The sequence below is a fragment of the Bacillus proteolyticus genome (genome assembly GCF_001884065.1).
Lineage (GTDB): Bacteria > Bacillota > Bacilli > Bacillales > Bacillaceae_G > Bacillus_A > Bacillus_A proteolyticus.
Window position 1 is genome coordinate 56,083 of the sequence record NZ_MACH01000072.1, and the last position, 24,172, is coordinate 80,254.

Sequence of the window (24,172 nt, forward strand, 5' to 3'; positions counted from 1 at the left end):
TATCCACATAGTCCACAATTTTTAGAAAATTATCCACAATTCGTGTGTTTGGTGTTTAGTTAAATAAATGAATTCGCAAAAGATTTTTGGAATTTATGCACAATTCTATGGATTTTGTGGATAAAGTTGTTCACAAAAAAGGTTCCTTATAAATAAGGAACCTTTTTTGCTAATTAATTGGAAAATCTTATGCAATGAAACTGAATAATTAGGGGGGAAAACCTTCTAATTATTCAGTTTCACTTTAAATACTTTTTGAGCGATATCCCGCTGCACGATCTGCTTTTCGAAATTCTCGTTGATAAAGAACTTCTTGTGTACTAGATAATGTGTTTTTCGCTTTGTCACGTTTCTTTTTATCCATTACAAATCACCTCGTGTCTTAAAGTCACTATCTATCGTTTCCAAAGACATGGGGTGATATACATATATGTCAAACTAGTATTGAATAATTATCATTTCAAAAAATTTAGACTATGCTTCTTTTAATTGATGAGCATCTTGGAATGTTGTATCTCGCATTGTAGCAAGTGTATATTGATCTTTTGGAATTTCATATAAGTTATAAACTTCTTCATTTGCATTAATTTCATCATAAACGGCTTTTCTTGTTTCATTTGCTAGATTTACATATTGTAATTTTTCGGCAGCTTTAATAGAACGAATATTTATTTTGCGAATACGCATAAAAATTGTTTCAATATCTAATTCATAGAAAAGTTCGCTAAAAAATGAATCTTTCGCCAATTTATTATAGCCTTTGCCATGGTACGGTTTTCCAAGCCATGTTCCAAGGAATCCGGCTTTTTCTTGCACATCAAATAAAGTAATTGTTCCGATAGGGTTACCCCATTCATCTAAAATTGTGCGTGAAATTAATTCCCCACGCTCTTCAGCTTCAATCGTTTGTTTTGTTAAAAATAAATATTCCTCATAAGAATAAGCCTTTTGACGCACAAAAGGGAAGACAGCTGGATCCACCATTAATTCGTATAGAACGTGGCTGTCGTGTAAGTCGCGTTTTTTCAACACACTAACTCCTCCTCACACGAGGGTAGCATGACGAAAAAGCACCCCACCCTCGAAATTTTTATATCAATCTTTAAAAAATTTCGGGGTGGGAATCGAACCCACTAGAACCAGTTTATAACGCTGGTGGCGCACCATTTGCCTTCCCCATTCATCAATTTGAAAATGATAATCACGACACAAATTGATTATGGTTTCATTCAGTTTATAATCGTATAATACTTTATCTAGTCAAAAAAATAAACTAGTTTTTTTTATTTTTTTTGTAAATTATTTTCCCATCAATCATAGTTAGTACAGGCTTGGCTAAATAATGGAAAGGATGATGTGTCCATAACACGAGATCGGCGTCTTTTCCAACCTCAATGCTTCCAATTCTATCCTCTAAACGTAAATTTCGCGCTGGAAATATAGTGATTCCTTCCAATGCAGTTTTCTCGTCTAATCCTTCCCTTACTGCGACAGCAGCACAAACATTTAAATATTGAATGGGTGTATAGGGATGATCTGTTGTTATAGAAACTTCCACTCCATTTTTTGATAATATATGGTAAGTATCCCATGTTTTGTTTTTTAGTTCGATTTTAGAACGGCGTGTAAGAGTGGGGCCAACTGAAACCTTCAAATTGTGTTTCGAAAGCTCTTCAACAATAAAGTGTCCTTCTGTACAATGTTCAAGACGTAAATCAAGATTGAATTCTGTTGCAAAGCGTAGAGCAGAAGTAATATCATCTGCGCGGTGAGCGTGGATACGTACTGGTATTTCCCGGCGAAGTGCTTTTAAAATAGGAAGCATTCGAAAATCAGCTTCATGTCCATAGTGTTGTGCTTCGTAGAATGATTCTCGAAGTAAACCCATAATACCCATACGTGTTATTGATTCTTTTGTTCCGTTACTATGAACTTTTTTAGGGTTTTCTCCAAAGGCAATTTTTAAACCAGCAGGTTCTTGAATAATCATATGATCAATACAAGTTCCAGCAGTTTTTATTACACAAGTAGTACCCCCGATAATATTTTGACTCCCAGGCATAACATGAACAGTTGTAATACCATTTTGTACAGCATCCTGAAATGCAATATCAAAAGGATGGATTCCGTCTAAAGAACGGATATGCGGTGTTGAAACTTCAGAGGTTTCATTTGCATCATTTCCAGCCCAACCAGTGCCTTCATCATAGAGACCAAGGTGAGTATGGACATCAATAAATCCAGGTAAGAGATGAAGAGCTCGCGCATCTATAACGGTCATATCTTGAGTAGGCTGAATAGAAGGTTTGACCTCAGCAATTCGTTCGCCTATAACGAGTACATCACCTTGGAACTTTGGAGATGTAATAGGGTACACAATGGCTTGTTTGAGCAATATTTTCATAGGTACCTCATTTCTGTTACTTTACAATGTTAATGGAATTTAAGAAAAAGTAACTGAAAGGTTATTTGTGTAGTAATGCTCTGGATCCTAGACCCCTTGTAAAACTGTGTTTTAGAAGTACTACATTGTATGCGAAAGTATATTTTGTAATGCATGGTTTACTGTCGGAAATGTGTATTGGTACCCATGTTCAATTACTTTAATAGGTAATACATGTTGCCCTTCTAGTACAAGTATACTCATCTCACCCAATAAAGCGTGAAGCATAAATGAAGGGACAGGTAACCAATGAGGCTTTCCCATTATAGTTGCAATGGTTTCTCCAAATTCCTTCATTCTTATAGGTAGGGGGGCTGTAATATTAAGAGGACCATCAATTTCTTCTTTGTGTATGATGAAGTCAATCATGCGAACGACATCGTCTATATGAATCCATGATAACCATTGGTTTCCAGATCCAATTGTACCTCCCATATAGAATCGATAGGGAAGTAGCATTTTTGGAAGAGCTCCTCCGTCTGCACCTAATACGACTCCGAATCTTGAGTAGATTGTTCTTATTCCAAGAGAACATGCTTTAGATGCTTCTTGCTCCCATAAAAATACTGTTTCTGCTAAAAAGTCATTTCCTGGAATTTCTTGCTGCTCGGTAAAAGACTCTGTTTCAGATGTTCCGTAGTATCCAATAGCGCTTGCGTTAATAAATGTGTGTGGTTTTGTACCAAGTGCTTGCAATTGTTTAATGAGTCCTTTTGTTGTTTGAATTCTACTGTTTAAAATTGCTGCTTTTTGTTTCTTTGTCCATCTACTATTAATAGACTCTCCAGCTAGATTAATAACTACATCGATAGAAGAGAGGGGAAAGGTCTGTAAATCCGGTGTCCATTGTACGTATTGAAGGTTAGTGTGTGAAGTTTTAGTAGTTTTTTTTCGAGTGAGAATGTAAACAGTATATCCTTTTTGAATAAAAAAACTAGAAAGGTATTTGCCGATAAAGCCAGAGCCACCAGAAATTGCGATTTTCACAATCATTTCCTCCTCATTATATATATTCTTGAAAAACAAAAATGTTCCTCGACTATGTTAAAATAGTAGAGAGGTGAGAGTATGGCTGTCATTACAAAAATAGAAGTGCAAAAACGATCGAAAGAACGATTTAATATTTATATTGATAAAGGTCAAGGTGAAGAGTACGGATTTAGTGTGGATCAAGTAATCTTAATGAAACACGGATTACAAAAAGGCTTAGAAATTGATGAAATAGCGTTAGGAAATATTTTGTACAATGAAGAGGTACAAAAAGCATATTTACAAGCAATCTCCTATTTATCCTATCAAATGAGAACAAAACAAGAAATAGAAGATTTTTTACGAAAAAAAGAAGTGGGACAGGCCATCATCTCTGAAGTCGTTTCGAAATTATTACATGACCGATATATTAATGATAAAGAGTATGCCATTTTATATACGCGAACGCAAAGTAATGTGAATCGAAAAGGTCCAACTGTTATAAAGAGAGAGCTGTTAAATAAAGGTGTTCAGGATCTAATCATTACACATAGTTTACAAGGGTATCCAAAGGAGAAGCAAATTGAAAATGCTTTGGTTCTTATAGAAAAGAAGAAAAGATCTTATCAAAAACATTCCTTTTTACAAATGAAGCTAAAGTTAGACGAAATGCTTGTGCGTAAAGGATATTCTAGAGATGTGATTCAAATTTGTCTAGAAGAATTGAAAGACGAAAAAGATGACGAACAGCAACAAGAAGCGTTACACTATCATGGGAATAAATATTATGAGAAATATAAGAAGTATGATGGATGGACATTCGAAAATAAGATGAAACAAGCGTTATATCGAAAAGGATTCTCTATTGATGAGATAGAGATATTTTTACAAATGAAACGTGAAGAGGGATGAGGGGAATAATAAAATGAATATGCCAAAACGCTACAGTGAAATGACAACGCATGAGCTTAGAGAAGAAATTGGGGCTTTGAAGGAGCAAGCAGTAAAGGCTGAGCAACTTGGAATTGTAAATGAATTCGATGTGTTAATGAGAAAGATGGCCATGGCCCGTGCTTACATGACTGATATAAACAAATTCCATATTGGTGAGACATATGAATTAGTAGAAGAACCTGGTGTATTATTTAAAATCACGTACTTCAATGGGGTATTTGCTTGGGGTTATAAGCAAAACGATAATGAAGAGATTGGGATACCAATCTCCTTGTTGCAAGAAAAATAAAAACCAGAGAGCGAATATCTCTCTGGTTTTCATCTTTGGTAGGCGTTAAAGGAGATAGGAGATTCTAAAATTGGCGTTTTTTACATTCATTGGCCAATATAATGAGAGACTGGGTCTGTTGCGTCTGTCCGTTAACTTGCGCTTTCGCATGTTTCGGACGAGTCCACGTATGGTTAAATAATTCAGAACGACTATCTAAACGATCACGGTAGCTCATCTTTATCACCTCGTGTAGGAAGTTAATTTTTTAGGTTGTACCTGTACTACTCTTCCTGCTGATTTGCAGCACGCATACGTTCTTGTGGGTGCGTGTTAATTGTGCCGTTAGGTCGTTTCGAAGCGAAGCGTGATTTCGCTTTCGGCTGACCGTCGATTTTGCTGTTGTTTTTTGACTCAGACCAAAACTCGGCTTGTTTACCCATTGCGAACGCCCTCCTCATCATCAGTTGATACCTCTTTAAGAAGTATCACTTATAGAATGTGCAAAATAGAAGAAACTATCCTTTAGAAATGAAGGGATAAATAGGTAAAAGGAGACTAGAACATGAATGATATTTATGAAGCATTAACGAAAGAATTATTAGACAAGAATGACAAGCTTTCTTACGGACAAGCTCGTGCGTGGGTTGAATTACTGTGGGAAGATTTTCAAACAACTTATGCGAAATCAGGTCGTTACCAAGGTGAGGAAATGACTGAGCAAGTAGTACGAACATGGATTAATAATCATGGAGCGCGCCTTCATGAAATGCGTACAAATAATCCAAAGTATAGCCATTTAATCAATCAAGAAGATCATTTGAAACATTAAAAAAAAGCGACTTAAGTCGCTTTTTTTAATGTGGAAGCAATTCTAATTTCTTTCGAAGTTTTTCTTCGCTGAAAATCCATCCAGTATATGAACTAATAATATTTAAATTTTGATCGAGTTGAACGATTGCGACGAATGGATAATAATCTTTGCTTCGATACCGCAAATCAATGAATCGAACTTCATAATAGTTATCATAATCGAAAATATCCCAGCGATATACAGGTGAAAAAGATAAGAAAGCAGATATATTTTCATCTCGCACAGCAGCTTGCATAATGGCAGTATTCGGGAACGGTACGCGATCAAATTTATCGTATACAAGGATGTTACCGCGGTGCCATCTTGCGACGTAGTAATGTTCCGTTGTAACGACGGCTAAATGATAATGATAAAATTTGTAAGAAGGAGAAATAATTACTTTCTCTACATTTTTGAAACGTTTGTATACTACACTTTTAATATTTCGATGCATCATAACGCGGCCGATGTAGTAAACAAACATTAATATATACGCTGCTAAAGCAGTATATCCTTTATGTGATCCGACAAGCATACAAGCAATCGCAAGTATATGGATAAAGAAAATGGCAGTATCGAACGTATTAATTATGCCAAGTGCTACCCATTTTTTGGTGAAGGGCCTTAATGCCTGTGTACCATAGGCATTGAAAATATCCACAAAGACATGAAGAAAGACGGCAATAAATGACCAAAGTAGTAGATGCAGATATGGAGCGTCTGAAAAGAAGGCGAACGAGATGCCACTTATAAGGAATGACCAAAGAATTACTGCAGGAATGGAATGAGTAATCCCGCGATGATTTCTTATATATTTAGCGTTATTACGCAATTTTAAAACTGTATCGATATCAGGAATATTGGAACCAGCAATTGTTGCAAGCATCACTGCTTGTGGCCCAACATCACTTTGAGCTATGGTTGGATCTAATGTTGCCAAACTGCCTAGAGTAACGCCCATAACAAGGTGAGTGGCTGTGTCCATAGAAATCCACCTCCGTTTTTTATTAATGTAACTCTTTTTATTCGATACCTCAAGTCCTTTGCCTTCTATTTCCTATGTCATCTTACTTAAATTTTTTCCTAAAATCTTTATAATAGTACATATATGCAAAAAAATGAGGGGGATCAAGTTTGACACTTGAAATATTAAATAAGTTTAACATAGAGCAATTTCAAAATGATTTAATTGGTTGGTTTGAAAAAGAACAACGTGATTTACCGTGGCGAAAAAATAAAGATCCATACCGTGTTTGGGTTTCGGAAATTATGTTACAGCAAACAAGGGTGGAAGCTGTAAAACCATATTACGCAAATTTTATGGGGAAGTTTCCTACGCTTGAAGCGTTAGCAAATGCCGATGATGAAGACGTATTAAAAGCATGGGAAGGCTTAGGTTATTATTCTAGAGCGCGAAATTTACATGCAGCAGTAAAGGAAGTAAAAGAAGTATACGGCGGGGAAGTACCGAGCGATGTAAAGAAAATCGAAAAACTAAAAGGAGTGGGACCATATACAAAAGGTGCCATTTTAAGCATTGCATACGGTATACCAGAGCCGGCGGTTGATGGAAATGTTATGCGCGTATTATCTCGTATTTTATCAGTGTGGGATGATATTGCAAAACCAAAAACGAGAAAAGTGTTTGAAGAGATTGTGCGTGAAATTATTTCAGCTAAAAATCCATCCTATTTTAATCAAGGTTTGATGGAATTAGGAGCATTAATTTGTATACCGAAAAATCCATCTTGTTTACTTTGCCCTGTACGTGAACATTGCCGAGGATACGCTGAGGGTGTTCAAAAAGAATTACCAGTAAAGAGTAAAGCGAAAGCACCTACAATGGTACCGCTTGTTGCAGGAGTACTTCAAACTGAAGATGGTCGTTACGTAATTAATAAGCGTCCGGATACCGGGTTGTTGGCTAATATGTGGGAATTTCCAAATGTTGAACTTGGCGAAGGGATCCGAAATCAGAAGGAGCAGCTTGCAGATTATATGAAAGAAAAATTTGAGCTCACGGTTTCCATTGATGAATACGCCATGAATGTACAGCATACTTTTACACATCGTACTTGGGATATATTTATATTTTACGGAAAAGTAACCGGTGATATTGTGGAAACAGATACATTGAAAATTGTATCGAAAGAAGCATTTGAACAGTTACCTTTCTCGAAATCGCATCGTACAATTTACGAAAATTGTGTGGAGAAAATTACAATGCAATAAATGAAAAAACGTGTTCTAGAACTTTGGAACACGTTTTTTTTATTGGGGGAAATTTGTATTTCGAGGCTAAAAATCCATGCTTTTATAATCCGCCACGTGACTCGATTTCTTTCACAATTTCTTTATAAATCGTTTGTCCCTCTACATTTAGATAAGGCATAATTTGCTGAAATGAATGATGAAAATGAGCCAATTCATCTTTGTTCCATTCATTTTTGGAAATCATAGTTAGCTCAGTCATATCACGTCCAGTATACATATTCCCACCTCCATCATATGTAGTTTGAATGAGTGATAAGAGATATATGCGTGAATTTTTTTAAAGAAAATTAAGGATAACTTCTAAGTGAATTGGTTACATTATTGATTGTGGAGGTGAGAAAGATGAGTAAAAAACAACAAGGTTATAATAAGGCAACTTCTGGTGCTAGCATTCAAAGTACAAATGCTAGCTATGGTACAGAGTTTGCGACTGAAACGAATGTACAAGCAGTAAAACAAGCGAACGCACAATCAGAGGCACAGAAAGCACAAGCTTCTGCTGCTCAGAGTGCAAATGCTAGTTATGGTACAGAGTTTGCAACTGAAACAGATGTGCATGCAGTGAAAAAACAAAATGCACAATCAGCTGCAAAACAATCACAATCTTCTAGCTCAAATCAGTAATGATGGAAAAACACTTCTCCGTTCGAGAGAAGTGTTTTCTATGTGTGCGGGTCATTGTAATGAAAATAAAGGGAACGACATAACTTCTAATAAGTCAACAAATGTAGTCAAAGGAGAAAGAAGTGCGCGATTAGAAATATGTAATAGGAATTATAACTGGCGAATGAATTTAAAAGGGGGTAAGTGATGAACGATTTTGATAAGTTGGTAGGAGAGCAGTTGGAAACGATGGATGAGCTTTTAAAGTTACAATCGCATTTAGAGAAGTATCAGCAAATTGAAATGAGTGAAAGGGATACGTGCGATAAAAAAGAATTGCATTTTATCCGTCAAGAAATATATAGAACAGAAATAGCATTAAAACTTTTACATGAAAAATTTGAACAGCAAACGAATAATGTGATTCAATCTTTTGAAACCGAAAAAACAATTTCAAATTAAGGGTGAGATATGTTGTTGATTTTAGGTGAAAAGTCCTTTCTTAAACAGAGGTGAGGGGGCTTTTCTTTTTGTTATATCTTCGTTTGATCTTCTAAAATACGTATTGCTAATTCATAGGAAATGTTCCTTCGTTAAAAGGGTTAGTGATGTGGTATTCAATAATATAAACTTCATTATATTCCTCATGAAAACAAGTGTCCTATCGCTTTAGTTTTAAAATTTTGACAAAAAAGTTATAATAGAAAAAAAGTGAATGCAGTTCAAGGGGTAGCTAAGACAACTTAAGAAAAGCATTTGCGGTTGAAAGAAGGGAGCATATATGGGATTTCCCAAAGAAGGAGAAAAGGTACAAATACATAGTTATAAACATAATGGCTCCATTCATAGAATGTGGGAAGAGACAACAATTTTAAAAGGGACGCAGAGCCTTGTGATCGGAGCAAATGATCGTACAGTAGTTACGGAATCAGATGGTCGAACATGGATTACTCGCGAACCTGCGATTTGTTACTTCCATGCTAATTATTGGTTTAATGTGATTGGAATGCTGAGAGAAGAAGGAGTATATTATTATTGTAATTTAAGCTCTCCTTTTGCATATGACTCTGAAGCATTAAAGTATATTGATTACGACTTAGACATTAAAGTGTATCCGGATATGACATATACACTTTTAGATGAAGATGAGTATGAAAAGCATAGTCAAATCATGCAGTATCCACCTGTTATTGATACAATTTTAAAACGAAATGTAGCGCATTTAACACAGTGGATTCATCAAAGAAAAGGTCCATTTGCACCGGATTTCGTAGATATGTGGTACGAAAGATATTTAATGTACAGAAATTAAAACAAACCTGCAGGGGATTTCCCGGCAGGTTTGTCCTATTAGAGGGGGGATTATGTGCAAGGTATAAAAAGATATTTACAATTTGTTAAACCATATCGATGGCTTATTGCTATTACAATTGTTATCGGTCTAGTTAAGTTCGGTATCCCGCTTATTATGCCGTGGTTATTAAAGTATATTATCGACGATGTAATTCAAGGCGGGGGTTCACTTCAAGATAAAACGTCCCAATTAATAACGGCGATTGGGATAGCTTTTTTTATTTTTGCAGTATTAAGGCCACCGATTGAATATTATCGTCAATATTTCGCGCAACGTATCGCCAATACAATACTATATGATTTGCGGAAACATATTTTTGGTCACTTGCAAAAATTGAGCTTGCGTTATTATTCGAACACAAAAACAGGAGAGCTTATTTCACGTGTAATCCATGATGTAGAGCAAACGAAGGATTTTGTAATTACCGGTTTAATGAATGTTTGGTTAGATACTGCAACAATTGCGATTGCTATTATTGTTATGTTTTCTATGAATATAAAGTTAACGTTTGTTGCTTTATTGATTTTACCTATTTATGTTGTTGCAGTGAAATATTTTTTCGGACGTCTCCGAAAATTGACGAAAGAACGTTCACAAGCGTTAGCAACGATGCAAGGATATTTACATGAACGTATTCAAGGGATGCAAGTGACACGTAGCTTTGCATTAGAAGAGTATGAAAGGGGCCAGTTTGAAAAGAGAAATAATGAATTTTTAACGAAAGCACTAGCGCATACAAGTTGGACGGCGAGAACGTTTTCGGCAGTGAATACGTTAACGGATTTAGGGCCGTTACTCGTTATTGGTTTTGCGGCGTATGAGGTAATTCAAGGGTCATTAACACTGGGGACTATGGTGGCCTTTGTTGGATATATGGATAGTTTATATAGTCCGCTTCGTCGCCTCGTTAATTCATCTACAACATTAACGCAATCTTTCGCCTCGATGGATCGAGTATTTGAACTGTTAGATGAAAAATACGATATTGTTAATGTACCAAATGCGGTGCAAACGAAAAGGTTAGATGGAGAAGTTATATTTGATAATGTTTCTTTTCGTTATAATGCGGATGAAAAAGAAATATTGCATAATCTGTCATTAATTATGCGACCAGGAGAGAAGGTTGCGCTTGTAGGGGCAAGTGGAGGAGGAAAGTCATCTCTTGCTAGTTTAATTCCACGTTTTTATGATGTTTCTGAAGGTGCAGTTTATATAGACGGGATAGATGTAAGAAAGTATAATATGAGAAATTTACGTAGTCATATTGGAATTGTGCTACAAGATAATTTATTATTTAGCGATACAATCGGGGCTAATATTTTATATGGTAATCCGAAAGCTACAGAGGCGGAAGTGATTTCAGCTGCCAAAGCTGCACAAATTCATAATTTTATTACAGAGTTGCCAGAGGGCTACGATACTGTCGTTGGGGAACGTGGTGTGAAATTATCGGGTGGGCAAAGACAACGTGTAGCAATCGCGCGGGTTTTTCTAAAGAATCCATCTGTACTTATATTAGATGAAGCAACTTCCGCTTTAGATTTAGAAAATGAACGATATATTCAAGAGGCACTGCAAACGTTAGCGGCAGATCGGACAACGATTATAATTGCACATCGATTAGCGACGATTACACATGTCGATACAATTATTTACATTGAAGATGGCGAAATTAAAGAAACAGGTTCTCATGAAGAGTTAATGAAAAGAAGAGGATATTATTATAATTTATATCAGCTTCAACATATAACAGAAACAGCTCCTTTAGCATAAAAGGAGCTGTTTTTTATTCGTCTTCTTTTTTATCGTCGATTTTGAGTTCGGTTTCTGGTTTATGGTATGTGTAGAAGCTATCCACAAGTAAATCTAAATGTTCTACTTCTTCACTATAGTTAATAATTGAAGAAATAAGAGGGAAGAGGTGTAACCATATTTTATATGCTTCCTCATCATCCTTGTTTTGATAATCCATAAAGATATCAATTAATTCTTGTTTAGCTGTTTCAACTTCATCAAGCATTTCAACAGATTGTTGTTTTTTTGCTTTACCAATAAATTTTAATAAAACTTGTTCATGGTAATGCGTTAATGAATCAAGTTCGTTTTGAATAGATTCCTGAAACTCTTCTGGCATATAGCGCAGTTCATTTTCAGTACGGTGTAATGACTTTAGCGTACTTAAAGCACGGCTTGTTGTTGCAAGCATTTGTCTGAATAAAACGAGCTTACGAATTTTTGCGAACTGTACCTTTTTCGTGTAGCTTCTTTCTTCTTTATACAGCAAATAATAATGGTTTAGTTTGATCATTTTTTCTTTCATACGATCAATATCAGTTTTTAACGTTGTAAAGTCAGAAGCTTGCCTGCTGTTCATTCGAATCCATTTCACAATTTCTTCTGTATTATCAACGATACGGTGATAAAGCTTTGTTTCGTATTTTGGCGGCATAAATACTAAATTTACAAGTGAAGCCGCAATAATTCCGATCATAATCGTCGCAAAGCGAAGTAAGGCAAAATTAAAGAAATCTTCGCCTTGATACTCCATAATGGCGATAACTGTAACTAGAGCGATTGATATTGTGTTTTCTAATCGTAATTGTAATGTAAGAGCAATTACTAATATACATGTTAATCCAATAATAAAAGGATTATGTCCAAAAGCAGTAGCAAATACGATAGCGAATACCGCACCAATTACGTTTGCTTGAATTTGTTCAAGTGCCGTTAAATACGAACGGTATACAGACGGCTGAACAGCGAAGATAGCTGAGATTCCCGCAAATACCGGACTCGGTAAGTGAAGTAAAATACAAGCAAATAAAGCTAATGTAATGGCAATACCCGTTTTTAAAATGCGAGCACCAAGTTTCATACCCTTATTGATATCCTTTCTCTTGTCATAATGAATGTACAACATGATACTATACATTCATTACAATATGTTAGCAAGTGATATTTTAGTGATGTTAAAAAGTTTAATAAATAAATTACAATCAATTTATAATTTCTCCAAATTCTCTTTAAACATCTATTCTTTAATAAAAAAACCTGCTGAAATTCAGCAGGTTTCAAATTGTTATTATAGATTACTATGCGATGCTTGCTTCGTCAATTTTTTTATGAAAATAAATATTGTACATATCCCGCATTAATGCCCGATTGGTGAAGGCTAATAATCAGTGGGAGATGGCCCTCCACTGATTAAAGTTTCACTTTATCATTCAGTTGAGATAGATGGGTCCGCCTGTTCTTTTTTCGGGATAATTTCATAGAAGTGAAGCTGGATATTATCTAATAATGGTGTTAATAAAGCGACTTCTTCATATTGTTCATGCTCATTTAATACACGAATGTAGTCTAATAATAATTCATTTACATCTTGCAAACCATTTTTGCTAATTGGCTGCAATGTTACATTTGCACCTTTAGCGATTCTTTGTTTTAAGGCTTGCTCTGTTAAACCTAAGTTTGGCTCATGACGTAAATAAACAACACCACCAGTCATGCCGGCACAAATCCATGGGCCAGGATCTCCTAAAACAAGAGCACGACCATTTGTCATATATTCAAAAGCAAACCCTTTTATATTGGAATATACGCCTATATTCCCTTGTTCTTTTTCACGGAGTGGTTTTGTAATTCTACCTCCAATTATCATGTCTGCCCCAGAAAGACGAATACCAGCACGAGCATCAGCGTTACCTTGCACGTATAATGCACCTTTTTGAGCGCCGTATCCAAATCCTTTTCCGACAGAACCGTTATAATATGTTCCATCTTTTCCTTTTGCTTTCGTTATATAAATGCCACCACCAAATGAAGTTTTCCCAATGCCGTCTTGCGCACCGCCGTTTACGTGTATAAATAAGTTCTCGCTATTGTACGCGCCTAATCCGTTTCCAGGAACAGAACCGTTTGTATACTTTAATGTAAGTGGTTCAAGATGAGTGTTTTCATATAATTTACTACGAACACGATAACAGGATTCTAGACCGCCCATTACACGTTGCTCTACGCCGACGCTTACTAATTCTTTTGACTGGAGAGAATTAGTTGATTCAAATTGTTTTTCTTGTACAGATTCCGTTATTTTCACGGATGAATCTTCTATCGTTTGTATTAAGTTTCGTAAGTCTAATAAGTTCTTGCCTCGAATTTGTTCTAATAAATCTGATCGCCCGACAATATCTTGTAAGTTTGTGTAACCGAGCTGCCCTGTTAAACGTTTTAGTTCTGTACCGAAAGTAGTGAATAGGTTTAATAACCCGGCAACTGCGCTTTCTAATTCACGTGGAACGAAACGGCGCAGTCCATGTTCTTTTGCTTGAGCTTCAGATTCAATTTGTGTTGCAATTCCGACGTGGCACGTATCGAGATGACAACCACGGCAAGTTGTACAGCCGATGGCAATCATTGATAATGTACCAAATCCAATCCGGTTTGCTCCAAGGAGCATGATTTTTAAGGCATCATTTACGCTTCGGATACCACCGTCTGCCCAAATCTCTACTTTATGTCTCATATGTGCTTCTAATAGAGCGTTATGTGCCGATTTAACACCGATTTCTACAGGAAGACCTACATGTTGCAATGCATGAATACGTGCAGCACCTGTTCCACCATCAAACCCGCTAATGTTAATAAAATCAGCACCAGCTTTTGCAATACCGACAGCAATTGTTCCAATGTTAGGAACGACAGGGACCTTCACAGCTACTTTTGCAAGGTGATTAGCCGTTTTAATTTCTGTAATCATTTGGGCTAAGTCTTCAATTGAATAAATATCATGGTTGTTAGAAGGTGAAATTAAATCCGAACCAATTGTAGCATTACGTGCTTCAGCGATTTTGGCAGTTACTTTTGAACCAGGCAAATGTCCACCTTCACCAGGCTTTGCTCCTTGACCAATTTTTATTTCAATTAAATTTGATGAATTTAGTAGTTCAGCGTTTACTCCAAATCGACCAGATGCAACTTGTTGTCCGCGTGTATTTGGGTATTTGCCAATCATATCTTTAATTTCGCCACCTTCACCGTTCAAACTAATCATATTTAGCTGATCAGCAGCTTCTGCATATGCACGGAAGGCTATTTCATTTTGAGAACCGAATGACATGGAACTAATAATAAATGGTAAATCATGATTGTGTATGCCGATGGACACTTCTTCAGTCGGAATTACATGTTTTGTTTGTTTTGTTTGAATAAGGTGCCTGATTGCGATAGAGTTATTTTCTTCTAATTCACTTAACTTTTCGCGGTAATCATCATAAGAGTTTCCTTTGGCAACATCACCAATTGCTTTCCAAATCCGCGGGAATATATGAAATGATTTTCTCATTCTAACTTGTGGATTGTTATAATCAATGGCACGAATTTTTGCATCTTCAGCAATTGCTTCAAGTGAAAAAGCTAAATCATTTGAACCGAAGAAATTTGTAATTTGTAATGTATTTGCGATTTCCTCATGTAATCCAATAGAGGAGAAGAGGCGACCGTAACCGCGTAATTCATGAATTCCAATCGTTGAAATTACTTTCTCTAGGCCTTTATTAAGTGCGGTATACAAATTAGTAATTGGTGCTTTTGTTCCATCATTTACAGTTGCGAATAATAAATATGGATTAATACCGTCTGCCCCCAATCCATATAGTGTGACGATATCGTGTAAGGAGCGAAGGGCACCGGAACGTATAATGAGAGAGCATTTCCGGCGTAAGTTATTTTCAGTTAATGCTTGATGTACTTTAGCGGTAACTAAATGTGGATCAATCCATAATAGTTCATTTTGATGAGAGTTAGCGTCATCTAATAATAGTAGGGAAGCCCTATTTTTAACGGCTGCTATCGCTTCGGAACTAATTCGATTTAACGCGCTTTGTAAATTTTCTGATGGACTAAATGTAACAGAAATTGTAGAGACAGAGCTATAAGTGGTGAATAGCTGTATAAGTTGTTCGTACGTAATCGTCTGTAAGTCTGCCGCGATAGGCTGAGCTAAATTTCCTTCTAAAATAATTGGAGAAAGCATCTCGATTACAAATGGTTGTTTAGAGTTATCTAATAAACTTGGACGTTCTCCGAGTACAGTACGTGTGGAGAAGTGTTCCACTTCTCGATCACGATCGATGGCTGGATTTGTCACAACGGCTACACTTTCCTTAATGAAATCGGCAATATTTCGTCTATCTGTATCAAGTGCGGCAAGTGGTGAGTCATGCCCAAGTGAACGAATTGGTTCGACACCTTTTGTTGCCATCTGTTCAAGGAGTTGAATATGTTCTCGATCCCAGCCGAAAGCAACGTATTGCTTCGTTTCAACTTGAACAGAATCACATAACCCCTGGATTTCTTTCGTTTCAGGGATAGATAAGTTTACATGATAATTGGTAATATCGATTCGTTTCTTAAAACGGTTATATACTTCAATTTGATAACTGTCGTATTCATAGAGAATAAGCTCATCTTGTTCATTCCATTTTAGTCCAACTTTTTCTCCAGGCGCGAGTGGTTTCGGCTCTGCTACATACTCAGTTGGTGATACAACTCCAGGTTCAGAAGAGAAAATATAGGAGCTCTCTGTCTCTACTTTCCAAACTGGGCGCAATCCAAGAGAATCGACACTGAAAACAGCTTCATCTTTATAACGTGAAATGATGCCAGCTGGACCTTGGGCGAAATGCCCCCAAGCCTCACGTATATAAGTGTATAAGTTTTGTAAGTTTGTTTCGTAAAGTTTTATTTCATTAATAATTGGTGGAAATAATATATCCATTGCTTCAAATAAGCTGTAGTTGTACTGAACGAGAAGGGTTTCTAAGGTGCGGTTTAAATCTTGGGAGTCACTTCCCCCGACAGTAAGTGGTACATGAATCATTTCGGCTTGATCACGTAATTTGGCAATTGTATTAATTTCACCATTATGTCCGAGAATGCTAAATGGTTGTACACGAAAAAAATTAGATAATGTATTAGTAGAATAGCGATTATGTCCTAGTGTCATAGTTGAAGCGATAAGTGGGTGTTGTAAATCGTTGTAATAGGCAACAAGTGTATCTCCAGCACCTAGAACTTTATATACAACGTGATCACGACTTAATGAAGCAACGTGAATCGCTTCATTTTCCTCTATTTTTATCGTTACAGCAAATAATGTTTGCTCAATATTTTTAACTCCATTTTCAGCGATAAGGGCAACTTGCCAAAATAAAGGTTCTTCCTGTTTACCAAGTGGGCCGAGTGCATCGGAATTTATTACATCATCACTTTCGAAAACAATAGTAAAGCTTTCGTTGTTTAATTGCGTGCGAATGTAATTTTTTAAATCAACAATATTTTCTTTTTTGTTTAGAAAAAAATGTCCAACGATAAAGTGGGGATGATCCACAATCGTTGGATTATATCCGCTACTTTTCAGTTTTTCATTCCAAAGTGCTTTTGGTATGTCGATATGAATTCCGATACCATCCCCTTCGCCATTAATAAAACCAGCTCTATGATTCATTTTGACTAGTGATTGTATACAAAGGTCGATGTTTTCTTTGGTAGGAATTCTTCGTTTTTCCATAACGGAAACGATTCCACACGCATCATGTTCTGCATTTCTATAATCTCGAAATAAAGACGGTGTCCATGTATTTTTTTTATTGAGCATCCGTCAATCCCCCCTCTTGTAAAAGAATGAATAATCTTACTATTTAAGGTGTAAATCACCTTGTACACAGAGATAATAACGATCTAAAAGAATATAAAACAGATAATTATGAATAATTATACTATTAATGCGGGATTTATGAAATAGAAAAAAGGAAAAAAGAAAGGTGAGCTTTCTTTTTTCCTTGTAATGACAGTATTATTTATTGTCTGCTAAAGCAGCAAATGCTCTTCCAACAGCTTCAATTGTATATTCGATATCTTCTTTTGTATGTTCTGTCGTTAAGAACCATGCTTCGTACTTAGAAGGTGCTAAATTAATACCTTCTTGAAGCATTAGCTTGAAGAATCTACCGAACATTTCCCCATCTGTATTTTTGGCTGCATCGTAATCTTCAATTGTATTTGTCGTGAAGTATACAGTTAATGCACCTTTTAGACGGTTTACTGTAATATCGATGTTATGTTTTGCCGCTTGCTCTAAAATTCCTTTTTCAAGCATTGCGCCAAGTTCATCTAATTTCTCATAAAGACCTTCTTGTTGAAGTACTTCAAGGCATGCAATACCTGATGCCATAGAAGCAGGGTTTCCTGCCATTGTACCAGCTTGGTATGCAGGGCCGAGCGGAGCAACTTGTTCCATAATTTCTTTCTTACCACCGTAAGCGCCAATTGGAAGGCCGCCGCCGATAACTTTACCAAGTGCTGTTAAATCTGGTGTTACACCAAGTAAGTCTTGAGCACCACCGTACATAAAGCGGAAAGCAGTAATAACTTCATCATAAATTACTAATGCGCCAGCTTCGTGAACAAGTTCGTTTACTTTTTCAAGGAATCCTGGTTTTGGCTCTACAATACCGAAATTTCCAACAATCGGTTCTACAAGAATCGCCGCTACTTCGTGACCCCATTTATCTAATGCCTCTTTTAAAGTTTCTACATTATTAAAAGGAACAGTAATAACTTCTTGAGCGATACTTTGTGGTACGCCAGCTGAGTCAGGAGTTCCGAGAGTAGAAGGACCAGATCCAGCTGCTACAAGTACTAAATCAGAATGGCCGTGGTAACAACCAGCAAATTTCATAATTTTTGTGCGGCCAGTGTAAGCGCGAGCAACACGAATAGTTGTCATTACTGATTCTGTACCAGAGTTCACGAAGCGGACTTTATCTAATGCAGGCATTGCTTCTTTTAACATTTTTGCGAATTTTACTTCTAGTGCTGTTGGTGTTCCGTACAGTACACCATTTTCAGCGGCTGTTGTAATCGCTTTTGTTATATGCGGGTGAGCATGTCCAGTAATAATAGGACCGTATGCAGCTAAATAATCGATATATTTATTTCCGTCTACATCCCAGAAATAAGCGCCTTTCCCGCGTTCCATTGCAACAGGAGCGCCGCCGCCAACTGCTTTAAAAGAACGGGAAGGACTATTAACACCGCCAACGATATGTTCTAAAGCTTCTTTATGTAATGCTTCTGATTTTGTGAATTTCACTACCATTCATCTCCTTACAAAAATCTATGTATTATTCTAACATGTTTTTCGAAAAGACGTATTGTTTGTGATAGAGAAGGCAGTTGGGTAAACTATTCGTTGTGACATTTAGGAAGGGGGTCCGATTATGAAATCGGTAATTGAGGTACAAGGGTTACGTAAAGAGTTTACAGCCTATTCAAGTCGTCCGGGTTTAAAGGGTGCATTTCGCGATTTATTAAATCGTAATTATAAAATAGTACCAGCAGTAAATGATGTGTCTTTTACTGTAAAACAAGGTGAAATGGTTGGTTATATCGGTGAAAATGGTGCTGGTAAATCAACAACAATTAAAATGCTTACGGGGATTTTGACTCCGACATCAGGGCAGATTACAGTAAATGGAATGAATCCACATAAACAAAGAGAAGACTTTGTAAGAACAATTGGTGTTGTGTTTGGTCAACGCTCGCAGTTATGGTGGGACATTGCGGTACAAGAATCGTTTCGTTTACTCAAAAAAGTGTATGGTGTATCGGATGCTCAATATAAGGAACATATGGAGCACGTAATTGAAACGTTAGATATCGGTCCTTTATTGGATAAACCGGTGCGGAAATTATCTCTTGGTCAAAGAATGCGTTGTGAATTGGCAGCAGCGTTAATTCATAATCCGCCATTATTATTTTTAGATGAGCCAACAATTGGACTTGATGTTCTTGTGAAACTGAAAATACGAGAATTTTTAAAAGAGATGAATGAACGTTATAAAACAACAATTTTATTAACAACACATGATATTACTGATATTGAAGCTTTATGTGAACGTGTCATCATGCTTGATGAAGGAAACATTATGTATGACGGTTCTTTAAATAATCTTCGTGCGCAGTGGGGAGCAGAGAAGGAAATACATTTTCAATTTATTGCACCAGTTTCCTATCAGGCTTTATCAATGGTTATGCCAGATAGTCATGTCGTTTGGTCAAAAGCGAAAGAGGAAAATGCGTGGGTTGCTAAAATCCCGAATGAAGAAATTATTATTTCAATGCTTATTTCTAAAGTAGTACAAGCTTTTCAAATTAAAGATTTAAAAATTAACGAAGTGTCTACAGAGGAAATTATTCGTAACATTTATGAAGAAGGTATTAAGCATGGGTAAGTATATTGAAATGATTCGTATTCGCTTTTTAATGATGCTTGCTTATCGTACAAATTATTACAGCGGGATTTTAATTTATACAATTAATATCGGTGCGTATTATTTTTTATGGCAAGCAATTTATAGTGGAAAAGAGAATATTGAAAGTTTATCTATTTCGCAAATGACTACGTATATTGCGATCGCATGGATGGCACGTGCTTTTTATTTCAATAATATAGATAGAGAAATTGCGATGGAAATTCAAGAAGGACGTGTAGCGGTAGAACTGATTCGTCCATATAACTATTTAGGGATGAAAGTGATGCAAGGTCTCGGTGAAGGGATATTTCGTTTTGCATTCTTTTCAATTCCAGGTATGGTTATCGTTACCTTATTATTTTCATTGCAAATTACAACGGATTTTCAAACGTGGTTATTTTTCTTCTTATCTTTAATATTTAGTTTTATCATTAATACACAAATAAATTTAATGACCGGAATGCTCACATTCTTCTTATTTAATAATAGTGGAATTATGTATGCGAAACGTGTTGTTATCGATTTATTTTCTGGTTTATTATTACCGATTAGTTTTTATCCGTTATGGGCCCAAAAAGCAATGGTATTTTTACCGTTTCAGGCCATTAGTTATATTCCGAGTATGATTTTTTCAGAAGGTATACAAGGAAGTAAATTGTATGAGGCATTATTATTCCAAGTAATTTGGGCAATTGTACTTATTATTCCAATTGTACTCATGTGGAGAACGGCGAGAAAACGTCTAATTGTACAAGGGGGATGATGAGATGATATATATAAACCTATTTTTGCAATATGCAAGCCAATATATAAAAACAAAATTGGAGTATCGGGGCGATTTTATCGTTGGATTACTTTCTGATTTATCACTGCAGGCTGTTAATTTAATCTTTATTCTCGTTGTGTTTGGACATACGCAAGCATTAAAAGGCTGGAGTAGAGAAGAAGTTATCTTTATTTATGGTTTCTTTTTAGTACCGTTTGCCATTTTCTCAGCTTTCTTTAACATATGGGACTTTAATGATCGTTACATTATTAAAGGAGAAATGGACCGTATATTAACGAGACCGATTCATAGTTTGTTTCAAATTATATTAGAAAGAATGGAACTTGAATCTTTAATTGGAGCGATTACAGGAATTATTGTAATGGGATATGCAGCAGTAGAATTACAGTTATCTTTTTACTGGTATGATTTCTTCTTATTCCTACTAATGGTAGGGGGAGGGGCGCTTGTGTATGGCGGGATATTTGTTACGCTTGCAAGCCTTGGGTTTTGGTCGGATGCGAAAAGTTCGATTATGCCGCTTATGTATAACATAGGGAATTATGGACGCTATCCTGTTGATATTTATAACCGTGTTATTCGCTTTATTTTAACGTTTGTTTTACCGTTTGCATTTGTGGGGGTATATCCAGCAGCATACTTTTTAAGAAAAACAGAGTGGAATAGCTATGCGTTTGCAACACCATTCGTTGGTATTATCTGTTTTACGATTGCAATAACTCTTTGGAATCAAGGGGTAAAAAGGTACCGGGGTGCTGGGAATTAATTATAGAAGCTTGTTTGTTTCTAAGGGATAAATCCAATGGCTGTCTCATACATATAAAATGAGGTGGAGGACATGTTATGGGGATTTATTCTATTAGTTGCAGCAATTGCTATTTTGAGAAGTGTCCAATTGTTATGGAGTTCATATTCAGATTCTAGGCGTTTCTTTTCGTTTTATAATTTAGCCTCCTTATTTTTAATTTATACAACGGTATTGATTGCGTTTGGGTTAAGTTATGTTGTATTAGAAGAAATGGGCTTTGCAGTTTTAAAAGAAGATGGAGAAAGCTTGCATGCTCAATCTTTTCAACTTGTAGAAATTTGCTTATATTTTAGCGCAGTTACTTTATTGTCCGTTGGGTACGGTGATATAGCTCCGATTGGAATAGGGAGATGGATTGCGATTGCAGAAGCGCTAATTGGATATACACTACCGTTTGCTTTTGTAATGAGGTCTGTAATAGACAATGAAAAATAAGATCGCATTTGATATAGTAAAAGAAAAGAATAGGAGTGATAACAATGATCACAGTAGGAGAAATGGCTCCAGAATTTACATTAGAGGGAAGTAACGGGGAACAAGTTCGCTTAGCTGATTTTCGTGGTAAAAACGTAGTTCTATATTTTTATCCGAAAGATATGACTCCAGGGTGTACAACTGAAGCATGTGATTTTCGAGATGCATATGGATTATTTCAAGAGAAAGATACAGTTATTCTTGGTGTAAGTCCTGATTCAGCGAACAGACATCTGAAATTCATTGAGAAGCATGAACTTCCATTTGTACTTTTAGTAGATGAAGATCATAAGGTAGCGGAATTGTACGATGTTTGGAAATTGAAAAAGAACTTTGGAAAAGAGTACATGGGAATCGAGCGTTCTACATTCCTTATTAATAAAGACGGTGAGCTTGTAAAAGAGTGGCGTAAAGTGAAAGTGAAGGGACATATTGAAGATGTTCTTTCTTATATAAAGTAAATCCATTGGGGAGATAAAATATATAGAAGTAAGGCGAGTGTCTATACATATTTTATCGTCTTACATAAAGTGAAGTGTAGGGCATACCTCCTCAGATGATAGTATTCCAAGTGCGATTATGTCGCACTTTTTTCTATGTAAATGTATAGAAAATGGGGGAAGATACATAAGAATAAGGCTATATACAAAAATAAACCACATACTTATAGTAGAAATATTGACGATTTATAAGAAAAGGAGTACACTCTTTATAAGAATTATAAAATAATAATCCGTATAGAATCGGGGTGCATGACGGTGGTCAAAGAAGAATTAAAAGAAGCGCTAGAAATGCTGAAAAATACGGGTGTACGCATTACTCCACAGCGTCATGCTATTTTAGAGTACCTTGTGGAATCTATGACGCACCCAACAGCGGATGACATTTATAAAGCATTAGAAGGTAAGTTTCCAAATATGAGTGTTGCAACTGTTTATAATAACTTACGTGTATTTAAAGAAGTTGGACTTGTAAAGGAATTAACTTATGGAGACGCTTCAAGTAGATTTGATTATGTTACAAGTCAACATTATCATGTGATTTGCGAAAAATGTGGTAAGATTGTTGATTTTCCTTATGGAGGTTTGGAACAGCTTGAAGAGGAAGCTGCGAAAACGACAGGCTTCGTTATTAATAGTCATCGCTTAGAAATTTATGGCGTTTGTCCAGAGTGTCATAAGGCGTAATATATAATAAAGAAAGAGGCTGACGGCTTTACGTCAGCCTCTTTCTTTATTATATAGGGGAATTGCGTTAGGTTCAGAAGGGTTTAAAATGTTCAGTACACAACCTAATTTAATTAAAGATAAATACAAAAGGTGATTTCTTGGTTAAGAAATCACCTTCTAATGTCTAGTTTTGTAAGGGTGCATTGTACCCATGTATACCTATGATTTGTAGCTCTTCTTATTATATTTCTCATCAAATTCTTTTCCTTCTAGATTTCGATCCATTGTTAAAGGTTGGTTGCAATGCATACATGCATCGACACGACCGAGCATTTTTGTTGGCTTATCACAGCTTGGACAAATAATTTGTACAGTTTTAGTGGATAACATACCAATCCAAAAGTAAACGACAGTACTAGCGATAACAGCTAAAAAGCCAACCATCATAAATGTTGTCATAATAATAATGTTGTCACGGAAAAAAACTCCTAAGTATGCAATGAAGAGACCGATAAATACTAGACTTAATGCAAAGGTCCGAATTTTATTGATTTTGTTCGAATATTTAATGCCCATTCTCACCACGCTCCTATAATAATAATATAACACAAAAATCAGAATTTTCATTCTCGTATAAACCTAGTGAAATGATAAGGTGTAAAATAAGAAGGAGTATAGCCATGTATAAAGAATACATGGGGAGATAGGATGCTATCGTTCAAGTGTTTTTAAAGTTTTTAACGGGATGTGAAATTTTTTTTGGAAAAGTATTGACCCTGTATATACTGCATGATATATTAATAAACGTCGCTGATGCGGAAACGCAACAAACGACAAAAAAGAAATTGAAAAACTTAGTTGACATCGAAAAACGAAGATGTTAACATAAGGAAGTCGCAA

The 24,172-nt window shown here is 36.0% G+C and carries 26 protein-coding genes; 14 read left to right on the forward strand and 12 right to left on the reverse strand.

The genetic code is table 11. The features are described 5' to 3' along the window. Window positions 1–244 precede the first annotated feature (244 nt). From BAQ49_RS11285 to BAQ49_RS11300, 4 genes are all read right to left on the reverse strand, one after another. Window positions 245–364: a YfhE family protein gene (locus BAQ49_RS11285; RefSeq protein ID WP_000358484.1), complete on the reverse strand. Its 120-nt coding sequence runs from the start codon at window positions 362–364 to the stop codon at window positions 245–247. Window positions 365–474: 110 nt separating this feature from the next. Then, window positions 475–1,032: a GNAT family N-acetyltransferase gene (locus BAQ49_RS11290; RefSeq protein WP_000914737.1), complete on the reverse strand. Its 558-nt coding sequence runs from the start codon at window positions 1,030–1,032 to the stop codon at window positions 475–477. Between the two features lie 241 nt (window positions 1,033–1,273). After that, complete coding sequence (locus BAQ49_RS11295; protein ID WP_000698292.1) at window positions 1,274–2,404, reverse strand: amidohydrolase; 1,131 nt, start codon at window positions 2,402–2,404, stop codon at window positions 1,274–1,276. A 120-nt stretch (window positions 2,405–2,524) separates the two neighbouring features. Then, window positions 2,525–3,430: a TIGR01777 family oxidoreductase gene (locus BAQ49_RS11300; protein WP_071745390.1), complete on the reverse strand. Its 906-nt coding sequence runs from the start codon at window positions 3,428–3,430 to the stop codon at window positions 2,525–2,527. Window positions 3,431–3,511: 81 nt separating this feature from the next. Between BAQ49_RS11300 and recX the strand changes: the two genes are divergently transcribed. Continuing rightward, complete coding sequence (gene recX / locus BAQ49_RS11305; protein WP_071745391.1) at window positions 3,512–4,324, forward strand: recombination regulator RecX; 813 nt, start codon at window positions 3,512–3,514, stop codon at window positions 4,322–4,324. A gap of 13 nt (window positions 4,325–4,337) precedes the next feature. Beyond that, window positions 4,338–4,655, forward strand: a complete 318-nt coding sequence (locus tag BAQ49_RS11310) for a YfhH family protein (protein WP_071745392.1) — start codon at window positions 4,338–4,340, stop codon at window positions 4,653–4,655. A 64-nt stretch (window positions 4,656–4,719) separates the two neighbouring features. Here the strand turns inward: BAQ49_RS11310 and BAQ49_RS11315 are convergent, their stop codons facing one another. Together BAQ49_RS11315 and BAQ49_RS11320 are read right to left on the reverse strand one after the other, a co-directional pair. Continuing rightward, window positions 4,720–4,872, reverse strand: coding sequence for a YpzG family protein (locus BAQ49_RS11315; RefSeq protein ID WP_000122093.1), 153 nt, complete (start codon window positions 4,870–4,872; stop codon window positions 4,720–4,722). A gap of 46 nt (window positions 4,873–4,918) precedes the next feature. Further along, window positions 4,919–5,077 carry a small, acid-soluble spore protein K gene (locus BAQ49_RS11320; RefSeq protein WP_000517891.1) on the reverse strand — a complete coding sequence of 53 codons (159 nt, stop codon included), beginning with the start codon at window positions 5,075–5,077 and terminating at the stop codon, window positions 4,919–4,921. Between the two features lie 122 nt (window positions 5,078–5,199). Here BAQ49_RS11320 and BAQ49_RS11325 point away from each other — a divergent pair, with 122 nt between their 5' ends. After that, window positions 5,200–5,466 carry a YfhJ family protein gene (locus tag BAQ49_RS11325; RefSeq protein WP_000998161.1) on the forward strand — a complete coding sequence of 89 codons (267 nt, stop codon included), beginning with the start codon at window positions 5,200–5,202 and terminating at the stop codon, window positions 5,464–5,466. Between the two features lie 25 nt (window positions 5,467–5,491). Here BAQ49_RS11325 and BAQ49_RS11330 read toward each other — a convergent pair whose 3' ends face one another. Further along, window positions 5,492–6,472 carry a metal-dependent hydrolase gene (locus BAQ49_RS11330; protein ID WP_071745393.1) on the reverse strand — a complete coding sequence of 327 codons (981 nt, stop codon included), beginning with the start codon at window positions 6,470–6,472 and terminating at the stop codon, window positions 5,492–5,494. Window positions 6,473–6,621: 149 nt separating this feature from the next. On the opposite strand from BAQ49_RS11330, the gene mutY reads away from it, so the two are divergent. Next, on the forward strand, window positions 6,622–7,719 hold the full coding sequence (gene mutY, locus BAQ49_RS11335) for an A/G-specific adenine glycosylase (RefSeq protein ID WP_071745394.1): 1,098 nt from the start codon (window positions 6,622–6,624) through the stop codon (window positions 7,717–7,719). A gap of 82 nt (window positions 7,720–7,801) precedes the next feature. On the opposite strand, the gene BAQ49_RS32890 is transcribed toward mutY, so the two are convergent. Next, complete coding sequence (locus BAQ49_RS32890; RefSeq protein WP_002094743.1) at window positions 7,802–7,978, reverse strand: mother cell protein YfhS; 177 nt, start codon at window positions 7,976–7,978, stop codon at window positions 7,802–7,804. 125 nt (window positions 7,979–8,103) lie between these two features. Between BAQ49_RS32890 and BAQ49_RS11340 the strand changes: the two genes are divergently transcribed. The 4 genes from BAQ49_RS11340 to BAQ49_RS11355 all read left to right on the forward strand — a co-directional run bounded on the left by BAQ49_RS11340 (window position 8,104) and on the right by BAQ49_RS11355 (window position 11,491). Continuing rightward, window positions 8,104–8,385: a gamma-type small acid-soluble spore protein gene (locus tag BAQ49_RS11340; protein ID WP_000039043.1), complete on the forward strand. Its 282-nt coding sequence runs from the start codon at window positions 8,104–8,106 to the stop codon at window positions 8,383–8,385. A gap of 186 nt (window positions 8,386–8,571) precedes the next feature. Then, on the forward strand, window positions 8,572–8,826 hold the full coding sequence (locus BAQ49_RS11345; protein ID WP_071745395.1) for a YgaB family protein: 255 nt from the start codon (window positions 8,572–8,574) through the stop codon (window positions 8,824–8,826). Between the two features lie 319 nt (window positions 8,827–9,145). Further along, window positions 9,146–9,676: a nucleoside tri-diphosphate phosphatase gene (gene ntdP / locus BAQ49_RS11350; RefSeq protein ID WP_000506627.1), complete on the forward strand. Its 531-nt coding sequence runs from the start codon at window positions 9,146–9,148 to the stop codon at window positions 9,674–9,676. A gap of 54 nt (window positions 9,677–9,730) precedes the next feature. Continuing rightward, window positions 9,731–11,491 (forward strand): ABC transporter ATP-binding protein, encoded by a 1,761-nt coding sequence (locus BAQ49_RS11355; protein WP_071745396.1) that lies wholly within the window; start codon window positions 9,731–9,733, stop codon window positions 11,489–11,491. A 13-nt stretch (window positions 11,492–11,504) separates the two neighbouring features. Here BAQ49_RS11355 and BAQ49_RS11360 read toward each other — a convergent pair whose 3' ends face one another. From BAQ49_RS11360 to hemL, 3 genes are all read right to left on the reverse strand, one after another. After that, entirely contained in the window at window positions 11,505–12,593 is a 1,089-nt protein-coding gene (locus BAQ49_RS11360) for an aromatic acid exporter family protein (protein WP_071745397.1), read from the reverse strand. A gap of 345 nt (window positions 12,594–12,938) precedes the next feature. Continuing rightward, window positions 12,939–17,375 (reverse strand): glutamate synthase-related protein, encoded by a 4,437-nt coding sequence (locus BAQ49_RS11365; protein ID WP_071745398.1) that lies wholly within the window; start codon window positions 17,373–17,375, stop codon window positions 12,939–12,941. Between the two features lie 198 nt (window positions 17,376–17,573). Further along, window positions 17,574–18,878, reverse strand: coding sequence for a glutamate-1-semialdehyde-2,1-aminomutase (gene hemL, locus BAQ49_RS11370; RefSeq protein WP_083595974.1), 1,305 nt, complete (start codon window positions 18,876–18,878; stop codon window positions 17,574–17,576). Between the two features lie 121 nt (window positions 18,879–18,999). Between hemL and BAQ49_RS11375 the strand changes: the two genes are divergently transcribed. The 6 genes from BAQ49_RS11375 (at window position 19,000) to perR (ending at window position 23,290) form a co-directional block, all read left to right on the forward strand. Next, a complete protein-coding gene (locus BAQ49_RS11375) occupies window positions 19,000–20,013 on the forward strand; it encodes an ABC transporter ATP-binding protein (RefSeq protein WP_071745400.1) in 1,014 nt (337 codons plus the stop codon). Next, window positions 20,006–20,797 carry an ABC transporter permease gene (locus tag BAQ49_RS11380; RefSeq protein WP_071745401.1) on the forward strand — a complete coding sequence of 264 codons (792 nt, stop codon included), beginning with the start codon at window positions 20,006–20,008 and terminating at the stop codon, window positions 20,795–20,797. The genes BAQ49_RS11375 and BAQ49_RS11380 overlap by 8 nt, the downstream gene beginning before the upstream one ends. Window positions 20,798–20,801: 4 nt before the next feature. After that, a complete protein-coding gene (locus BAQ49_RS11385) occupies window positions 20,802–21,587 on the forward strand; it encodes an ABC transporter permease (RefSeq protein WP_071745402.1) in 786 nt (261 codons plus the stop codon). A 72-nt stretch (window positions 21,588–21,659) separates the two neighbouring features. Next, window positions 21,660–22,064 (forward strand): potassium channel family protein, encoded by a 405-nt coding sequence (locus BAQ49_RS11390; protein ID WP_071745403.1) that lies wholly within the window; start codon window positions 21,660–21,662, stop codon window positions 22,062–22,064. Between the two features lie 44 nt (window positions 22,065–22,108). Beyond that, window positions 22,109–22,564 (forward strand): thioredoxin-dependent thiol peroxidase, encoded by a 456-nt coding sequence (gene bcp / locus BAQ49_RS11395; protein WP_000633720.1) that lies wholly within the window; start codon window positions 22,109–22,111, stop codon window positions 22,562–22,564. Window positions 22,565–22,861: 297 nt separating this feature from the next. Continuing rightward, the gene (gene perR, locus BAQ49_RS11400) at window positions 22,862–23,290 is read left to right on the forward strand and encodes a peroxide-responsive transcriptional repressor PerR (protein ID WP_000237831.1); all 429 of its coding nucleotides are present in this window, start codon (window positions 22,862–22,864) and stop codon (window positions 23,288–23,290) included. A gap of 201 nt (window positions 23,291–23,491) precedes the next feature. Here perR and BAQ49_RS11405 read toward each other — a convergent pair whose 3' ends face one another. Next, a complete protein-coding gene (locus BAQ49_RS11405; protein ID WP_071745404.1) occupies window positions 23,492–23,848 on the reverse strand; it encodes a YgzB family protein in 357 nt (118 codons plus the stop codon). Window positions 23,849–24,172 lie beyond the last annotated feature (324 nt).